Genomic DNA, 17,735 nt, shown 5'->3' with positions numbered 1-17,735 from the left:
GCCATGCCCCGACCTTCCCTGGACAGCCTCAAGACCCGGCGCACCCTCGCTGTCGCCGGTACCCCTTACGATTATTACAGCCTGGCGGCCGCCGCCGAACAGCTCGGGGATCTCTCCCGGCTCCCCCATACCTTGAAGATCCTGCTCGAAAACCTGCTGCGCCACGAGGACGGCGAGACGGTGACAACGGCGGATATGCGCGCCCTGGCCGGCTGGCTGGAAAGGCGGCATGGGGAGCGGGAGATCGCCTTTCGCCCGGCGCGGGTCCTGATGCAGGACTTTACCGGCGTGCCGGCGGTCGTCGATCTGGCCGCCATGCGTGACGCCCTGGTCCGCGCCGGAGGGGAGGCGCAGACGGTTAATCCCCGCATTCCCGTCGATCTGGTGATCGACCACTCGGTGACGGTCGACTACTACGGCACGGCCGATGCTTTCGCCCGCAACGTCGCGGCGGAGATGGAACGCAACCGCGAACGCTACACCCTCTTGCGCTGGGCGCAGCTCGCCTTCGACCAGTTTCGCGTCGTCCCCCCCGGCACCGGCATCTGCCATCAGGTCAACCTCGAATATCTCGGGCGCACGGTCTGGAGCGAGGAGCAGGATGGCCGCAAGCTCGCCTATCCCGACACCCTGGTCGGTACCGACAGCCACACCACCATGATCAACGGTCTCGCCATCCTCGGCTGGGGCGTGGGGGGGATCGAAGCCGAAGCGGCCATGCTCGGCCAGCCCGTCTCCCTGCTCATCCCCGAGGTCGTCGGGGTGCGCCTCACCGGCGCCCTGCGCGCGGGGGTGACGGCCACCGACCTGGTGCTGACCCTGACCGAGATGCTGCGCGCCTACGGCGTCGTCGACAAATTCGTCGAATTCTTCGGCCCGGGGCTGAACCGCCTGCCCTTGGCCGATCGCGCCACCATCGCCAACATGGCCCCGGAGTACGGCGCTACCTGCGGTTTTTTCCCCATCGACGGGATTACCCTCGACTATCTGCGTCTGACCGGACGGGACGAGGCCACCCTCGCCCTGGTCGAAGCCTACGCCAAGGCCCAGGGCTTGTGGCGCACCGATGACGCACCCGAGCCGCTCTTCAGCGCCGTGCTCGAACTCGACCTGGCCGAAGTCGTCCCGAGTCTGGCCGGGCCCAAACGGCCCCAGGACCGGGTCCCCCTGACCGCCCTCAAAGCCGCCACCGAACAGGCCATCGGCGCGCAAAACCTGGAGCGGTCGGTTCAAATGGCGGGGACGGAGCAGGAGCTGCGCCCGGGGGATCTGGTCATCGCCGCCATCACCTCCTGCACCAACACCTCCAATCCGGCGGTCATGCTCGGCGCCGGGCTGCTGGCGAAAAAGGCGGTGGCCCGGGGGTTGGGGGTCCGCCCCTGGGTGAAGACCTCCCTGGCTCCCGGCTCGCCGGTGGTCAGCGACTACCTGCAACGCACCGGCCTGCAGGACTTTCTCGACCGTCTCGGCTTTCGCCTGGCCGGTTACGGCTGCACCACCTGCATCGGCAACTCGGGCCCCCTCGACGAGCCGGTGGCCCGGGCCATCGCCGAGGGCGATCTGGCCGTCGGCGCCATCCTCTCCGGCAACCGCAACTTCGAGGGACGCATCCATCCCCTGACCCGCCTCAACTGGCTGGCCTCGCCGCCGCTGGTGGTGGCCTACGCCCTGGCCGGGACCACGCGCATCGACCTGGACCGGGAACCCCTGGGCACGGGGAGCGACGGCAAGCCGGTCTTTCTGCGGGAGATCTGGCCGAGCCCGGCGGAAATCGCCGAACTCGCCGGCCGGATCGACGCCGAACTCTTCCGCGCCCGCTACGCCAACGTCTTTCATGGCCAGGAGAGCTGGCGGCAACTGCCCGTTCCCACCGGCCTGACCTACGCCTGGGACAGCGCCTCGACCTACGTGCAGGAACCGCCCTTTTTTCTCTCGCCGACCGAGGTCGAACGCGGCTTTGCCGGATTCCGCGACGCCCGCGTCCTCGCCCTGCTCGGCGATTCCATCACCACCGACCACATCTCCCCCGCCGGCGCCATCCCCGCGGAGAGTCCGGCCGGCCGCTACCTGCTCGATCGGGGCGTCCCCCAGGAGGAATTCAACTCCTACGGCGCGCGGCGCGGCAATCATCAGGTGATGTTGCGCGGCACCCTGGCCAATATCCGCATCAGGAATGAAATGGTTCCGGGGGTGGAGGGGGGCGTTACCCGGCACCTGCCGAGCGGCGCGGAGCTGAGCATCTACGACGGCGCCATGCGCTACCAGGCGGAGGGGACGCCGCTGCTCATCGTCGCCGGCAAGGAGTACGGCACCGGTTCCAGTCGCGATTGGGCGGCCAAGGGGACGCTGCTGCTCGGGGTGCGGGCGGTACTGGCGGAAAGCTTCGAGCGCATCCACCGTTCCAACCTCATCGGCATGGGCGTTCTGCCCCTGCAGTTCCGCCCCGGGGAAAACCGCAAAACCCTGGGTCTCGACGGCAACGAACGTTTCAGCCTCGATGGCGGAGACCAGCCCCTGACGCCGGGACAAACCCTGACTCTGCGGATAAATCGTGGTGACGGCCGGGCGGAAGTGATTTCCGTCCTTTGCCGCCTCGACACCCAGATTGAAGTTGCCTACTACCAGAGCGGGGGGATTCTTAACGATGTGCTGCGCCGACTGGGTGCCCCTTGATGGGCGCGGGGGACGTTGACGTGCGCGGACGGCGTTCATGTCTCTGACGGTTCTGCTGATTCCGGCCAAGATTCTGGTTTCGATCCTGGCGGTAGTCGGGCTTTCGCTGGTGGCCGAGCGGGTCAGCCCGAAAGTCGCGGGGATCCTCTCCGGCTATCCTCTCGGCACCGCCATCGCCCTCTTCTTCATCGGCCTGGAAAATGGTCCCAATTTCGCCGGGCAGGGGGCGGTCTACACCCTCGCGGGACTGAGCGCCTCGCTGGTGCTGGTCCATGCCTACCAGAGCGCTTCGGCCCGCCTGCAGAGGTATGCGGTCGCCGGTTCGGCCCTCGCCGCCGTCCTCGCCTTCCTGCTGGCGGCGGCGCTGCTGCATCGACTGCCCCTGAATCTGCCGACGGGATTGCTGCTGACGGTGGCCGTTGCCGCCTTTTACGCCCGGCGTTTCCGTCGCATTGAAAACACCCGGGTGACGAATCCGGTGCCCTTCACCCGCTGGGTGCTCTTGCTGCGGGCGCTGGCGGCGGCCGCCATCGTGTTGCTGATCACCGGACTGGCGAAGCTCATCGGCGCGAACGCCTCGGGGATTCTTTCCGCCTTTCCCATCACCCTCTTCCCCTTCCTGCTCATCATCCATCAGGCCTACGGCAAGGAAGCGGTGCACACCATCATCAAAAACTATCCCTTCGGCATCGGCGCGCTCATCGCCTATGCCCTGAGCGTCTCCTTGACCTATCCCCGCTACGGGGTTCCCTTCGGCACCTTCCTGGCCTTTCTCGCCGCCACCGGCTATCTGCTGCTGCTTGCGGCGGTGACCCGGCGCGGACGGGGGCAATGAAAACGAGAAGGACGGGGTGAATGAGATAGTGCTTTGTGGGGGGGGGCTGGGGAGATCGGCTGGGGGGGGGCGCTGAACGCGCCCCTCAGTCCGTTTCAGGCGGCGGGGAAGGGTTCGCGGGCTGGGTGGCCTCGTCGGCCTCGACATCCCGATGCAACTGGCGGTAGAGGGCCTCGGCGATGCCGAGCCGTCCCTGTTCGGCCGAGGCCTTGGCGACTTCGAGATCCATCATGTCCTGGAACGAATCCTGGGCCATACCGCGCGGAAAGAGGCCGCCGGCGGGGACGGTGGAACGCATCGTCTTGAACATCGACTGGACGAAAATCGCCTCGAACTCCTGACAGGTCTTGCGCAGCGCCGCGTCATCCTGCTTGGCCGTATCCTTCGCATCGGCCTTGAGATTCTGCGCGACGAGCAAACTCGGATCGATCTGAGTCAATTTCATGACACCCCCCTCTCACCTGTTCTCATCTGAAATCTCGTCCCATCATTCATCATTCATCACTCCGCATTACAAGATCACCAGTTCCGCATGCAAGGCCCCGGCGGCCTTGATCGCCTGGAAGATGGCGATCAGGTCGCGGGGGGTGGCGCCGATAGCGTTCAGGCTGCGGGCCACGTCGCCGATGCTGACCCCTTTTTCGAGCACCACCAATTCGCTGTCCTTTTCCGAGACCTCGATGTTGGTCCGGGGCACCACCGTCGTCTCCCCCTGGGAGAAGGGCGCGGGCTGGGAAACCTGGGCCTCTTCGCTGATCACCAGGCTGAGGTTGCCGTGGGAAACGGCCACTGTCGAGATGCGGACATCCTCGCCCATAACGATCGTCCCGGTCTTTTCATTGACGACCACCCGCGCTGCCAGGTCGGGGGTGACATCAAGCCCTTCTAGCGCCGCGACGAACTCCACGGCGCGGCCGCGATAGTCGTCGGGGATAAGCACGCGCAGGCTGCCGCTGTCCACCGGCCGGACGATGCTGCCGCCGAAGCGCCCGCTGATGGCTTCGCTCATGCGCGTCAGGGTAGTGAAATCGGGGGTTTTGAGGCGGTAGACCAGAACCTCGCCGGTGCCGAACTCGTAGCCGACCTCTTTTTCGACAATGGCGCCGCCGGGAATCCTGCCGACCGTCGGGTGGTTGGTCTGTACCTTGGCCGCCTTGCCGCCGAAGGCCAGGGAGCCGACCACCAGCGCCCCTTGGGCGACGGCGTAGACCTGCCCGTCCGGCCCGTTCAGGGGGGTCATCAAGAGGGTGCCGCCGGCGAGGCTGTCGGCATCTCCGACCGAGGAGACCTGCACGTCGATGGTGCCGCCGGCACGGGCGAAGGGGGGGAGGGAGGCGGTGACGATGACCGCCGCCACGTTGTCGACCTCGACCTCGTTGCGGTCGACGGTAACGCCAAGACGCTCCATCATGTTGACCAGCGACTGCACGGTAAACTGGGTCTTATCGCTGTCCCCCGAGCCGTTGAGGCCGACCACCAGGCCGTAACCGACCAGCTGGTTTTCCCGCACCCCTTCGAGGGTGGCGATATCTTTGATGCGCGCGGCCCAACCGATGTCGGCCAGCATCAGCAGCAGAAACGAACAGAGACAAGCGGTTCGCAGATTTTTTTTCATGAGGTTCCCCATTGTCATCAGAACGGCCAGACCGTATCGAGAATGCGCATCAGCCAGCCCTGTTTCTGCTTGTCGCTGATGACCCCCTTGCCGGTATAGGCGATGCGGGCATCAAGGATATTCTCCGAGTTGACCACGTTCTGGGCCGAAATATCTTTGGGCCGCACGATGCCGGTGAGCTTGACGATCTGTTTTTCGTTGTTGACCGTCACCGTCTTCGCCCCGGAGATACGCAGGTTGCCGTTGGGATAGACCTCTACCACCTGACTGGTCAGGGTGGCGACCAGGTCTTCTTTGCGCGAAGTTCGTCCCGAGCCCTCGAAGTCGTTGTCGAAACCGGCCGAAACCAACGCGGTGGGATCGATCGCCTTGTTGATCGTGGCCATGTTGCGCTCCAGGCCGAAGGCCTTGGAGATATCGGCCGACATGCTGCTCGACCGGCCGGTGCTGGTCTTGGCCTCTTTGCTGGCGCTGGCCCGCTCGAAGATGGCCACGGTCACGATATCCCCCACCGAGCGCGCCTTGGTGTCATAGAACATGCTCCCCTGCTGCTGGGTCCAGAGAGAGCCGGGGCTGGCCGGTTTCGGGGTTTCGATGACCACTGACGAGGCATCGGGCAGCTCCTCGGTTTCGCTGAGGGTTTTGGCCTGATAGGCGCAACCGCCGAGACAGAATGCCGCCAGAAGGATCGGAAGGAATCGTTTCATTATCACTGCTCCACCATGACCACGCCGGGCTCCACGACCCGGCCGGAGATGTCCCGCTGACTGTCGTTGTTGCGCACGCGGATCGTTTCGTCCTGAAGGCCGTTCTCCAGGGCCTGCCCCCGGGCGGTGAGGCTGAGCGTTCCCCGGCTGAGGAGGATGGTCACCGTCTCCCCCCGGGAAATGACCGGCGGCATCTCCACTGTCGCCGGATCGAGGGGTGTCCCCTGACGCACCGGCCGTTTGAGCTTCTGACCGAGCACGGCACCGGGATCGAGACAGGGATTGCGCAGGGAAGTGATATCCATCTCCACCAGATCGAGGTCTGCCTCCCCCAGAATCGTCCCCCGGTCGAGATCGGCGGCGGCCACCACCACCGGCGCCAGGGCTTCGAGTTCGCCGCGCAGGCTGAGATTGCGCACCACCTGCCCATCCACCCGGAAGATCACGGTAAAACGGCGACTGCCGAGAATACGGGAATCGGCGGGAATGACCTCGGTGGCGAGCTTGCCTTTGGGCAGCACGAAACTCGTCGGAAACTGCATATTCTTGAAGGCGATGCGGGCCTTGGGCAGGCGCTCGCGGTTGACCTTGAGGTAGCTCGCAAGGAGCTGCTCCAGCGCGGGCTGATCGATCACCAGGCCGTCGCGGCGCACCGTCACCGTCTGCGCACCGGCCCAGGCCACCTCATTCAGCTCGGGCGCCCGTTGCAGAAGGGCCTGGCGGATCAACGCGGCGGAGAGCACCCGCTCCTGCCCCGGATCGGGGCTCCGCATCAGCTGAAGCGCGGCAAAGGGGGCGGTCTCCTCGTCGAGCTCGGCCAGATCCCCCAAGGTCACCATGGCATCCGCCACCAAGGCGTTGGCACGCAGGGAGATTTCCTCGGCCGAGGCGCCGGTAGCACCCAGGAGGGAAAAAAGGAGCAGGGCAATCGATACAAGCTGGGGCATGGCGATCCTTGGGGCTGAGGTTGATCTTGCCCCTTGAGTACTGCGATTGGCGTGCCAAAACGCAAATCAGGAACCGGATTTCGGTTTCGGGATGACCGGTTCGGCCCCCCTTTCCCTTCCGGCTCCTGAATTTGGCGGTTCGTTATCGCGGGACTTTTCCCTAGCGGATGAGTCCGTTGGCCATCTGCAACATCTCATCGGCGGTCTGAATCGCCTTGGAGTTGATTTCGTAGGCGCGCTGCCCGGCGATCATGTTGACCATCTCTTCCATGATGCTGACGTTGGAACCTTCCAGGTAGCCCTGGGAGATGGCGCCCATGCCGTTCTCGCCGGGGATCCCCGTTTCCGGCGCGCCGGAGGAGACGGTTTCGCCGTAGAGGTTGTGGCCGAGGCTCTTGAGGCCGGCGGGATTGCTGAAGCGAGCCAATTCGATCGTTCCCACTTCGGTCGGGGTATTGCTGCCGTCTTCGAGCACTTCGACGATACCGTCGGAGCCGATGGAGATCTGCGTCGCACCCGCCGGAATGACGACTTCCGGCTCGATGGCCAGACCTTCGGAGGTAACCAGGCGCCCGGTGCTGTCCATCTTCATGGCGCCGCCGCGGCTGTAGGCCACTTCACCGTCCGGCTGGGTCACCTGGAAGAAGCCTTCGCCTTCGATGGCCAGGTCGAGTTCGTTGTTGGTCGTGCGGATGTCGCCCGTGGTGAAGACCTTCTGCACCGCCGCCACCTTCGAGCCGAGACCGACCTGGATGCCGGTGGGGACTTCGCCGCCGCCGGCCGCCGTGGCGCCCGCCAGTTTGCTGGTCTGATAGAGGATATCCTGAAAGTCGGCGCGGCTCTTCTTGAAGCCGGAACTGTTGACGTTGGCCAGGTTGTTGGCGATGACGTCCATGTTCAGCTGTTGCGCTTCCATCCCCGTCGCGGCGGTCCACAGTGACCTGATCATAATCTATCCTCCTTCGCTCGATTAAGCGAGTATGCCGATTTCGTTGGTTTTTTCGGAAATAGTGCTGTAATTGAGCATCGCCTTCTGGCTGTTTTCAAAAACCCGCTGGATTTCTACCATGCGTGCCATTTCCTGAAGGATGCTCACGTTCGATTCCTCGATGTTCCCCTGCAGCACCCGGGAGTTGGGCGACGGCTGCTCCAAGCCCCCTTCCTGCAGGGTGAAGTAGGAGCCGCCGGAACGCTCCAGCAGGGCGCTGTCTTCCACATCGTAAAGGGGGATTTTCTGGGTCGCGCCCGATTCCATCTGGATGGTGCCGTCTTCGCCGATGATCTTTACCGGGCCGTCGATGACGATCGGCGCATTCCCTTCGTTAAGGAGCTTGAAGCCACCGGCGGCGACCATGTTGCCTTCGGTGTTCAGCGAGAAATTGCCCTGACGGGTGTAAAAGATGTTGCCGAGATCGTCGCCGACCTTGAAGTAGCCGGAACCGGCGATGGCCAGATCGAGAGGCTGACCGGTGGTGGTGATGACCCCCTGGGAAAAATCGCTGAAGCCTTCCTGGCCCTTGGCGAAATTGAGCCCCTTGCCCTGGTTGCAGGACTGGGCTTCGCTGAGCGCGGCGGCGAAAGCCACGCGCCCCCGCTTGTAACCGGAAGTGCGCAGGTTGGCCATGTTGTGGGTAATGGTATCGAGGCTCTGCATGGCGGTCCGGGCCGCCGAAAGCGCTGCGTATTTTCCTGTACTCATGGCTACCTCGCTGAAGTTCTCGTCTTGCTCATGTTATCGGCGTTCACGCCCCATTCCTTTAGAAATTTCTTCGCCGATCCCAAAAAAAGGCGACGCATGCGTCGCCTCTGACTGTCATAAATAATCCATTATGCCTTAGGGCTGATCAAAAATGCCCAGGTGCAAGGCGCCCGAAATTCGAGGAGTGAGGCGTACCTGTAAGGTACGTCGCAGCGACGAGGATGAGGGCAACGCCGCAGATGGGCGTTTTTCATCAGCCCTTACCGTTCGCCCGAAACTCGGGCCAGCTTAATCAACTCTTCCGCCTCCCCCGGTGCGATTTCCAGGATCTCGGCGATGTCGGCGGCCACCAGACCCCGGCGGGCCAGAGCCGCGACCAGCCGGTAGCGTTCGGGAATCGGCTTGGGGGCATCCCCCCCCTTGAGGCGCTGCTTGAGATCGGCCTGGGCGAGATCGACGGCAAAGGCCTCCGGCCGCGCGGCCGTCTGCGCCGGAGAACGATCCGGAACCAACCGCAGCCGCTCGACCACCTCGCGCAGCAGTTGGTCCTGCTCCTCCAGCTGCTTGCGCGCCTGCTCCAACCGTCGCTCCAGCAGCCAACAGCGCAGCGCCAGCCCGAGGCCGACGAGGAGCAGAAAGGCGAAGAAGAGATCCCGTCCGGCCATGGCCTACCGCCCCTCGCGCCCCAGGCCGCGCCGGGACAACTTGCCTTTGAGCTTGGCCAGGGCCTGGCTGTGCAGCTGAGAGACCCGTCCCTCGGTGACGCCGAGCACCTCGGCGATTTCTTTCTGGGTCAGCTCCTCGTAGTAGTAAAGGGCGATGACCTGGGTTTCCTTTTCCGACAGGGTTTTCAGGCAGCCGGCGATCTCCCGGGTCAATTCCTTGGCTTCAAGACGGTCGAGAGCACTCGGAGCGTCCTTGTCCACCAGAGTATCCTGCAGGCTGCGCCCCTGGCCGGCATCATCCAGAGTTTCCTGCAGGCTGACCAGACCGAGATGGTTGACCTCGCCGAGCAGTTGATGGTAGTCGGCCAGGCTCAGCCCCAGTTCGCGGGCCACCTCCTCTTCCTCCGGCGAACGCCCGAGGCGATGTTCCAGGGAGGTCAAGGCATCGGCCACGCGCCCCTGCTTATCCCGCAGGCTCCGCGAAAACCAGCCCATCTTCCGCGCTTCGTCGAGAATCGCCCCGCGCATGCGCTGTTCGGCGAAGGTCTTGAAGAGCACCCCCTTGCCGGGATCGAAGCGGCCGGCGGCATCCATCAGCCCAACCATGGCGGCGCTCGCCATATCGTCCCGGGTCATGTAGGACGGCACCTGACAAACCATACGCTCGACGATGAATTCGACCATCGGCAGATGCTCGCGGATCAGCGCTTCCCGATCCACCGGCACCAGCGGGGGTTGGGGATAGATGAAAGTCTCCAGATCCATGATTATTCGCCCTGCCCGAAGGAAAGGAGCCGCTGCCAGAAGAACTGCTGGGTGCCCTTGGCCTGCACGTTCTGGATCATCGCCGTCAGACTTTCGGCCAGATCCTCGAAGGCGCTGCTGATCTTGCTTTTGGGATAGAGTTCGACCATCACCTTCTGCCGGGAGACGGACTCGCGCATGCGCTTGTCGTAGGGAATACAGCCCAGGTAATCGATAGAAATGTCGAGGTAGCGGTTGGCCACCAAGGTCAGCTTTTTGTAGACGTCGAGCGCCTCGTCGGGATCGACCACCGAATTGACGATGAGGTTGAAGCGCTTTTCGTGATACTTGGTCGAGAGCAGCTTCATGATCGCGTAGGCGTCGGTAATCGCCGTCGGGTCGGGGGTGGTTACGACCAGGATCTGCTGGGCGGCGACGTTGAAATAGGTGACGTTCTCGGAAATGCCCGCTTCGGTGTCGATGATGATGATGTCGAAATCGCCGTGAAAGGCCTCCATGGCATCGAGAAAGCGCATCCGCTGCTCGGGGCTGAGATGGGTAGTGGACTGAAGACCGGAACCGGCCGGCAGGATGCAGACCCCCTCGGGGCCTTCGACGACGATCTCGTTGAGGGTCTTTTCGCCGGCAAAGAAATGGTTGAGATTGAACTGGGGGGTCAGGCCGAAAATCACGTCGACGTTGGCCAGGCCGAGGTCGGCGTCGATAATCAGCACCTTCTTGCCGGAGCGGGCCAGGACGATGGCGATATTGGCCGCCACGGCGGTCTTGCCGACCCCGCCCTTGCCGCTGGTGACGGAGATGACCTGCGGGAACTTGCGCCCCTCTCCCGCCGCCAGTGCCGAACGGGCAAAGTTGCCGCTGAGCGAGCGCAGGGTCCCGGCCTGGTCGATAGGTTCCTTGACCATATCCATATCTCTCATTCCTTGAGTTTCCCCATGACCATCCCCGCCAACTGACGGGGATCGGCCGGCAGCAGATCTTCGGGAACGCGCTGGCCGTTAGTCAGATACGAAAGCGGGCAATCGTGCTTGAAATGAACATTCAGAATCGAGCCAAGCCCCTCACACTCATCGAGCTTGGTGAAAATCAGACTGTCGATGGGCAATCGCCCGAATCGCCGAATGGCGCCGAAGAGCTCCTGCTCACGGGTCGTCGCCGAAAGCACCAGATGGTTTTCCACGCCGCTGCCTTCGCCGATGAATTTTTCCAGTTCGTCGATCCCGGCCTTGTCCCGGGGGCTGCGCCCGGCGGTGTCGATAAGGATCAGATCCTTGTCGCGATGACGCTCCAGCACCTGACGCAGCTGCTCGGGGGAGAGGACCACGTCTACCGGCAGCTGCATGATTTCGCCGTAAACCTTGAGCTGCTCGGCAGCGGCGATGCGGTAGATGTCGATCGTCACCAGGGCGATCTTGCGCCCCTGATTGAGCAGGAAATCGGCGGCCAGCTTGGCCACGGTGGTCGTCTTGCCGACCCCGGTCGGGCCGATCAGGGCCAGGGTGCGCGGACCGCGCCCCGGCGCCAGAGGATGGGTGACGCGAATCAGGTCAACCATGGCGGCGGCGAGAAAGGCCTCCAGGGTGATCGTGCGATCCTTGGGCGGATAGTTGCGCAGGGCGCGCTTGACGATCACCTCTGCCACCCCTTCACTCAGACCGCGGGCGAGCAGGGCCTCCATCATGCGCACGATGGCCGGCTGCCCGGGGCGGCGGGCGGCGGCGGGCGCGGGCTCGGCCACGCCCCGACTCTCGACGGCACCCTTGACCAGTTCCTTGAGTTCGTTGATCTCGCTGCGCAGGGAATCGACATTGAGGGAAGAAACCTGCCCCTTCAAGGCGTCGAGCTCCTGCTCCAGGGGATCGATCACCTTGCGCCGCCGCCAGAGATCGGCGTAGTTCACTTCCGGCTCGGCCGCCACCGGCTCGCTTACGGGAGCGGCGCCGAGGGCGCGGCCGTAGAGATTGGCCGCCGCCGAGGCCGGCATCACCGGCCGGGGGGCCGGCTCGGGCGATTCGATAGCGGCGGTCACTTCCAGCACCGGCTTGCCGAGCAGCCCGCCCTTGCCCTTGCGCACTGAGCGCGTCGACAGGATCAGGGCCTCGGGACCGAGGCTTTCCTTGACCAGCTTGAGAGCGGTCGCCATATCCGGAGCTTCAAAGACTTTAACTTGCATGGAGGCGTACCGTTCCGACCGACTTCACCTTGAGGTGGGACGCGATCTCGTTGTGGGAAAGAACCACCAGATTGGGCAGATAGCGTTCGGTCAACCTTTTGACATGGGGCCGCAGGGTCGGGGCGCAGAGGAGCACCGGCTGAGCCACACCGACCAGCGCCTTGATGCGCTCGGAGAGCCCTTCCAGCACCGAGCGGGCGGTCCCCGGGTCGAGCGCCAGATAGCTGCCCTGGGCCGACTGCTGCAAGGCGTTCTGCAGGCGTGATTCCACATCGTGATCGAAAACCAGCACCGGCAGAGTTTCGCCGTCGGGGGCGTGGCGCGTACTGATCGAGCGCCCCATCGCCTGCCGCACATACTCGGTGAGCAGGTCGGGGTCGTGCGTCGAGGCCACCCAGTCGGCCAGAGTTTCAAGAATGGTTCGCATATCGCGGATCGACACCTGTTCGCGCAAGAGGTTTTGCTGCACCCGCATGATCAGTCCGAGGCTCAAGGGGTTGGGCACCAGCTCTTCCACCAGCTTCGGATAGCTCTTACCGAGGTTATCGAGCAAGTTCTGTGCCTCTTGGCGGCCCAACAGCTCATGGGCGTGTTTCTTGATGATTTCTCCGAGGTGCGTGGCCATGACCGTGGTGCAGTCAACCACCGTGTAGCCCAGCATCTGCGCCCGTTCGCGCTTATCTTCGCTGATCCAGGTGGCAGGCAGGCCGAAGGCCGGCTCGGTCGTCGCCACCCCGCGCAGACTGTCGCTCGCGGTGCCGGGATTCATCGCCAGATAATGACCGGGGAGCATCTCGCCGCCGGCGATGCGCACCCCCTTGAGCAGGACGGCGTACTCGTTGGGCTTGAGCTGCAGATTGTCCTTGATGTGTATCGGCGGCACAATAAAGCCCATATCCAGGGCGAACTGACGACGGATCGCTTGAATGCGCGTCAAAAGTTCGCCCTTCTGGGCGGCATCGACAAAGGGGATGAGTCCGTAGCCGACCTCCAGTTCAAGCAGATCGACGGTGAGCATCTCCTCGTAATTCTCCTCGCTGGGCGCTTCCGGCTCCGGCTCCAGCGGTGGCGGCGCCGCCGCCTTGGCCAGTTCCCCCTTCTGCACCAGCCAGGCAATGCCGGCCAGGGCCGCCGAGAGGACCAGAAAAGAGAAGGTCGGCAACCCGGGGATCAGGGCGAAAAAGAGGAGAATGCCGGAGACGACCCACAGGGCGCGGGGATGGAGAGTGAACTGGCTCTTCAGGTCGGAGCCGAAATCGCCGGAGCCGGCGCTGCGGGTGACCAGGATACCGGCGCCGGTGGAGATGATCAGGGCCGGAATCTGGCCGACCAGGCCGTCGCCGACGGTGAGGATGGTGTAGGTCTGGGCGGCATCGGCCATGGCCATCCCCTGCTGGGCGACGCCGATGATGAAACCGGCGCCGATATTGACCAGGGTGATAATGATGCCGGCAATGGCGTCGCCGCGCACGAACTTGCTGGCACCGTCCATGGCGCCGTAAAAGTCGGCCTCCATGGAAATTTCCTTGCGCCGGGTACGGGCTTCTTCATCACTGATCATACCGGAGTTGAGGTCGGCGTCGATGGCCATCTGCTTGCCCGGCATGGCGTCGAGGGTGAAGCGGGCGGCGACTTCGGCGACGCGCCCGGCGCCCTTGGTGATGACCATGAAGTTGATGACGACAAGGATGACGAAGATGACGATCCCGACCACGTAGTTGCCGCCGACCACGAACTGGCCGAAGGACATGATGACCGCCCCGGCCGCCCCCACCCCTTCATGGCCGTTGATCAGGATCAAACGGGTCGAGGCGACGTTGAGCGAGAGCCGAAAGAGAGTCGTCGCCAACAGGAGCGAGGGGAAAACGGTGAAATCGAGGGCCCGCGCCGTATAGAGAGAGATGATCAGAATCATCAGCGATATGGTGATGTTGGTCGCCAGGAAGATGTCGAGCATCACCGGCGGGATGGGGATGATCATCACCATCAGGATGGCGACCAGGGCCAGCGCCACGATCACGTCGCTGCGCACGAGCCTCGCCGCCCATTTGTTCTCGCTGAGCCAACTCATTGTTTCGTTTTCCCTTTAAGGCTGTAGACGTAAGCGAGGATTTCCGCCACCGCCGTATAGAGCTCTTCGGGGACGGCATCCCCCACTTCAAACTTGTACAAGGCCCGCGCCACCGGCACGTTCTCCACCAGCGGCACCTTATGCTCCTTGGCGATCTCGCGAATCTTCATGGCCAGGGTGTCGGCCCCCTTGGCGACGATCTGCGGGGCATCCATCTCGTCGCGGCGATAGGCGATGGCGATCGAGAGATGGGTCGGGTTGGTGATGACCACGTCGGCCTTGGGGATCTCCGCCATCATCCGCTTGCGCGCCATCTGCATCTGGATCTGGCGAATCTTGCCCTTGATCAGCGGATCCCCCTCGGTCTCTTTGTACTCTTCCTTTTGCTCTTGCTTGGTCATCTTCATCTTCTCTTCCATCTCCCAACGGACGAAAAGATAGTCGAGCAGCGCCAGCACGATGAGGATGCCGCAGGTCTTGAGCAGCACGGAAAAGGCCAGTTGCCCGGTAAAAACCAGGGTGCTGATCGGCGGCATGTCGATCAGATAGAGGGCCTGTTCGAACTCGTTGCGTACTGTCTGATAGGCAAAAAAGCCGATGATCAGCACCTTGGCCAGCGACTTGAGAACCTCGATAAAGGAACGCTTGGAGATGAATTTTTTCGCGCCCTTGATCGGGTCGAGCTTGGCCAGATCCGGTTCCATCGGCTTGGTGGTGAAGAGCCAGCCGATCTGCATGAAACTGGAGAAGAAGCCGACCACCAGCACCAGCGCCAGTAGGGGGGCGATCAGCAGTCCGAGGCGGGAAAGGAGAAAGAGAAAGAGGCCCTGGACCGAGACGGGGGTCACTTCGAAGCTTCCGACCATGCCGAAAACGCCGCGGGTCAAAAGTTCGAGCTGACCCCAGAAGTAGGGGGCATAAAAGTACCAGAGGAGGAGAAAAAAGGTCATCAGCGCGGCGGTATGAACTTCGCGGCTCTGGGCGACCTGCCCTTTCTCGCGAAAATCACGACGCCGCTTCGCTGTCGCCTGTTCTGTTTTGGAGTCCTTGTCCTCGTCGGCCATGCCTTACCTTTTCATCCGGCTGCGGCACCGCGCCGCACCCTCCGGACTCCTTATCAGCAAAACCCGGTCCAATTTTTCCAAGAGATGAAAAGGGCGAAGATTTTTTCCCGGGGGAGCGCTCGATTTCAGCGTTGGGCCGGGAAAAAAGGGAGAATCCGCCTTACCTGAAGGTCTGAATGAGATGGAGAATCCGCTCGGGGACGATGCCGAATTCCCGCTCGAGCATGAGCACCAGGAGGCTGAGTGTCAAACCCATGACAAGGAAGCCGACACCGATATTGAGGGGAAAGGAGAGCATGAAGACGTTGAGCTGGGGGAAGACCCGGGCAAGGATGCCCATCACCAGGCTGGCCAGAATCAGCACCGCCAGAATCGGTGCGCTGAGCTGGATGCCGAGGACGAACATGCGGCTGACCAGGGTCATGAGAAAGGGGACCGCGTCGCCACCGATGTCGATCCCGCCCGGAGGCAGCAGCTCGTAGGAGCGCACCACGGCACGGAGGAAAAGATGGTGGGCGTCGAGGGCGAGAAAGATGAGGACAGCGATGACATTCTGGTACTGGGAAATCAGTTCGATCTGGCGCTGGCTCTGGGGATCGAAGACGTTGGCGGCGGCGAAACCCATCTTGTAGCCGATAATGGTACCCCCCACCTCGACGGAGGTCAGCACCAACTGGGCGATGAACCCGACCATCAGGCCAAGCAGGGCTTCGCCAAGAATCAGCAGTCCCAGGGTGACGGGAGAAAAATCCGGGGGCGGGAGATAGGGGCGAACCACCGGAAAGATCAGCAGCGCCAGCATCACCGCCAGGCCGATGCGCACCCGCGCCGGCGCCGTGCCGCTGCCGAAGACCGGCAGGGTGCCGATCATGGCGGCCATGCGCGCGAGACAGACGAGAAAGAGCTGAAAACCGGCGACGGTGAAGGGCAGTCCGTCCATGGGGCGGATCAGATACCGGTGGTGGCGATGCCCACCAGAATGCCGGAGGTAAAGGAGAGCAGTTTCTGAATCATCCAGGGGGCGAAGATGATCAGCGAGACGAGGACCGCCACGATCTTCGGGATGAAGGTCATGGTCTGCTCGTTGATCTGGGTGGCGGCCTGAAAGATGCTGATGAGCAAGCCGACCACCAAAGCGCAGATGAGCATGGGGGCGGCCAGCATCAAGACCAGCTCCACCGACTGGCGGCCAAGAGCGACGACGAATTCGGGAGTCATAAGATTCCTCCGGGGGTTCCTGCGTGGAGCGAATGGAATTCTCGGTTTTCCAGGCGGATCAAAAATGCCCAGGCGCAAGGCGCCCGAAATGCGAGGAGCGAGGCGTACCGGCCATGTACGTCGCAGTGACAAGGATGAGGGCAACGCCGCGAATGGGCGTTTTTCATCCGCCTGCTAATAAAAGCTCTGGACGAGGGAGCCGACCACCAGTGCCCAACCGTCCACCAGCACGAAGAGCAGAATCTTGAAGGGGAGCGAAATGATCGGCGGCGGCAGCATCATCATGCCCATGGCCATCAGCACCGAGGCGACGACCATGTCCACGACCAGAAAGGGGATGTAGATCATGAAGCCCATCTGGAAGGCCCGTTTCAACTCGGAGAGCATGAAAGCCGGAATCAGCGTCAGGGTCGGCACATCATCCCGGGTCGCCGGCGCCTCGACCCGAGCAATTTCCATGAGCAGACCCAGATCTTTCTCGGCGGTCTGCGCCAGCATGAAATCACGCATGGGAACCAGGGCTTTCTCCAGGGCGACCTGCTGACTGAGCTCATTGTTGAGATAGGGTTGCAGGGCGGTTTCATTCACCTTGGTCCAGACCGGCGCCATGATGAAGAGGGTCAGAAAGAGCGCCAGGCCGATAACGATCTGGTTCGGCGGGAGCTGCTGGGTGCCCATGGCCTGACGGACAAAGGAGAGGACGATCACCACCCGGGTGAAGGCGGTGGTCATGAGCAGGATCGCCGGCGCCACGGACAAGATGGTGAGAACCATCAGCACCTGCAGGGCGGTAGAGACCTGTCCCGGCTCCGTCGCCTCGCCGATGCCGAAGGTCAAGGTCGGCAACCCCTGAGCCTGAGCCAACACGGGGACGAGCAGCAGAAGCGGAAGGATGCGCCAGGCCTTCATGCCGATTCCCCCGGTTGTTTGTCCAGAGTTTCGGCAAAAGTCGTTTTCGGCCCCTCGAGGCGCGCCAGCAGTTCGACCCGGTCGCCGCCAAGGCCGAGGAGAAACTCTTCGTCCCGCACCCGGATCAGGCAGACCCCTTTTTTCGGCCCCAGGGAACGCATTTCCAGCACCTTGATCTGCCCGGTGCGGGCGGCCGGCAGCAGGCCGAACCCCTTACGGCTCGCCCCGTAGTAGAGCAGCAGGATCAGGCCGAGGACAAAGAGCAGGGCGACGATCATCTTGATCCAGGGGATGAAGAGATCCCCGCCGCCGCCGACAACGGGCTCGGCCCAGGCCGGAGCAGCCGTCACCAGCAGAAGAAGCATGGCTTGCGTCCTGATCATGATCCTCATCC

The 17,735-nt window shown here is 63.2% G+C and carries 18 protein-coding genes; 2 read left to right on the top strand and 16 right to left on the bottom strand.

Annotation, left to right across the window (positions count from 1 at the left end; genetic code table 11):
- Window positions 1–3 precede the first annotated feature (3 nt).
- Window positions 4–2,673 (top strand): aconitate hydratase AcnA, encoded by a 2,670-nt coding sequence (acnA, locus tag BQ4888_RS06920; RefSeq protein WP_092055565.1) that lies wholly within the window; start codon window positions 4–6, stop codon window positions 2,671–2,673.
- Between the two features lie 37 nt (window positions 2,674–2,710).
- Window positions 2,711–3,508 carry a hypothetical protein gene (locus tag BQ4888_RS06915; protein WP_092055562.1) on the top strand — a complete coding sequence of 266 codons (798 nt, stop codon included), beginning with the start codon at window positions 2,711–2,713 and terminating at the stop codon, window positions 3,506–3,508.
- Between the two features lie 85 nt (window positions 3,509–3,593).
- On the opposite strand, the gene BQ4888_RS06910 is transcribed toward BQ4888_RS06915, so the two are convergent.
- From BQ4888_RS06910 to fliO, 16 genes are all read right to left on the bottom strand, one after another.
- The gene (locus BQ4888_RS06910; RefSeq protein ID WP_092055559.1) at window positions 3,594–3,953 is read right to left on the bottom strand and encodes a rod-binding protein; all 360 of its coding nucleotides are present in this window, start codon (window positions 3,951–3,953) and stop codon (window positions 3,594–3,596) included.
- Between the two features lie 66 nt (window positions 3,954–4,019).
- Window positions 4,020–5,123, bottom strand: coding sequence for a flagellar basal body P-ring protein FlgI (locus BQ4888_RS06905; RefSeq protein WP_092055557.1), 1,104 nt, complete (start codon window positions 5,121–5,123; stop codon window positions 4,020–4,022).
- 17 nt (window positions 5,124–5,140) lie between these two features.
- Window positions 5,141–5,830 carry a flagellar basal body L-ring protein FlgH gene (locus tag BQ4888_RS06900; protein WP_092055554.1) on the bottom strand — a complete coding sequence of 230 codons (690 nt, stop codon included), beginning with the start codon at window positions 5,828–5,830 and terminating at the stop codon, window positions 5,141–5,143.
- A gap of 2 nt (window positions 5,831–5,832) precedes the next feature.
- Window positions 5,833–6,777: a flagellar basal body P-ring formation chaperone FlgA gene (flgA, locus tag BQ4888_RS06895; protein WP_092055549.1), complete on the bottom strand. Its 945-nt coding sequence runs from the start codon at window positions 6,775–6,777 to the stop codon at window positions 5,833–5,835.
- Window positions 6,778–6,937: 160 nt separating this feature from the next.
- Window positions 6,938–7,726 carry a flagellar basal-body rod protein FlgG gene (gene flgG / locus BQ4888_RS06890; RefSeq protein ID WP_092055545.1) on the bottom strand — a complete coding sequence of 263 codons (789 nt, stop codon included), beginning with the start codon at window positions 7,724–7,726 and terminating at the stop codon, window positions 6,938–6,940.
- Window positions 7,727–7,747: 21 nt separating this feature from the next.
- Window positions 7,748–8,476: a flagellar hook basal-body protein gene (locus BQ4888_RS06885; protein WP_092055542.1), complete on the bottom strand. Its 729-nt coding sequence runs from the start codon at window positions 8,474–8,476 to the stop codon at window positions 7,748–7,750.
- Between the two features lie 260 nt (window positions 8,477–8,736).
- Window positions 8,737–9,141, bottom strand: a complete 405-nt coding sequence (locus BQ4888_RS06880; protein ID WP_092055537.1) for a hypothetical protein — start codon at window positions 9,139–9,141, stop codon at window positions 8,737–8,739.
- 3 nt (window positions 9,142–9,144) lie between these two features.
- A complete protein-coding gene (locus BQ4888_RS06875) occupies window positions 9,145–9,906 on the bottom strand; it encodes a FliA/WhiG family RNA polymerase sigma factor (protein WP_092055534.1) in 762 nt (253 codons plus the stop codon).
- A 2-nt stretch (window positions 9,907–9,908) separates the two neighbouring features.
- A complete protein-coding gene (locus BQ4888_RS06870; protein WP_092055531.1) occupies window positions 9,909–10,817 on the bottom strand; it encodes a MinD/ParA family protein in 909 nt (302 codons plus the stop codon).
- Window positions 10,818–10,822: 5 nt separating this feature from the next.
- On the bottom strand, window positions 10,823–12,079 hold the full coding sequence (flhF, locus tag BQ4888_RS06865; protein WP_092055528.1) for a flagellar biosynthesis GTPase FlhF: 1,257 nt from the start codon (window positions 12,077–12,079) through the stop codon (window positions 10,823–10,825).
- The gene (gene flhA / locus BQ4888_RS06860; protein WP_092055525.1) at window positions 12,069–14,150 is read right to left on the bottom strand and encodes a flagellar biosynthesis protein FlhA; all 2,082 of its coding nucleotides are present in this window, start codon (window positions 14,148–14,150) and stop codon (window positions 12,069–12,071) included. Before flhA ends, flhF begins: the two co-directional genes overlap by 11 nt.
- The gene (gene flhB, locus BQ4888_RS06855) at window positions 14,147–15,214 is read right to left on the bottom strand and encodes a flagellar biosynthesis protein FlhB (protein ID WP_092055522.1); all 1,068 of its coding nucleotides are present in this window, start codon (window positions 15,212–15,214) and stop codon (window positions 14,147–14,149) included. Before flhB ends, flhA begins: the two co-directional genes overlap by 4 nt.
- Window positions 15,215–15,374: 160 nt before the next feature.
- Window positions 15,375–16,154: a flagellar biosynthetic protein FliR gene (gene fliR / locus BQ4888_RS06850; RefSeq protein ID WP_092055518.1), complete on the bottom strand. Its 780-nt coding sequence runs from the start codon at window positions 16,152–16,154 to the stop codon at window positions 15,375–15,377.
- 8 nt (window positions 16,155–16,162) lie between these two features.
- A complete protein-coding gene (gene fliQ, locus BQ4888_RS06845) occupies window positions 16,163–16,432 on the bottom strand; it encodes a flagellar biosynthesis protein FliQ (RefSeq protein ID WP_092055515.1) in 270 nt (89 codons plus the stop codon).
- 174 nt (window positions 16,433–16,606) lie between these two features.
- Window positions 16,607–17,341, bottom strand: coding sequence for a flagellar type III secretion system pore protein FliP (gene fliP, locus BQ4888_RS06840; RefSeq protein WP_092055512.1), 735 nt, complete (start codon window positions 17,339–17,341; stop codon window positions 16,607–16,609).
- A complete protein-coding gene (fliO, locus tag BQ4888_RS06835; protein ID WP_170232780.1) occupies window positions 17,338–17,724 on the bottom strand; it encodes a flagellar biosynthetic protein FliO in 387 nt (128 codons plus the stop codon). Before fliO ends, fliP begins: the two co-directional genes overlap by 4 nt.
- Window positions 17,725–17,735 lie beyond the last annotated feature (11 nt).

Source organism: Desulfuromonas acetexigens, from assembly GCF_900111775.1.
In the GTDB taxonomy this organism is placed as follows: Bacteria; Desulfobacterota; Desulfuromonadia; order Desulfuromonadales; family Trichloromonadaceae; genus Trichloromonas; species Trichloromonas acetexigens.
This window is presented reverse-complemented; position numbering and strand designations above follow the sequence as displayed.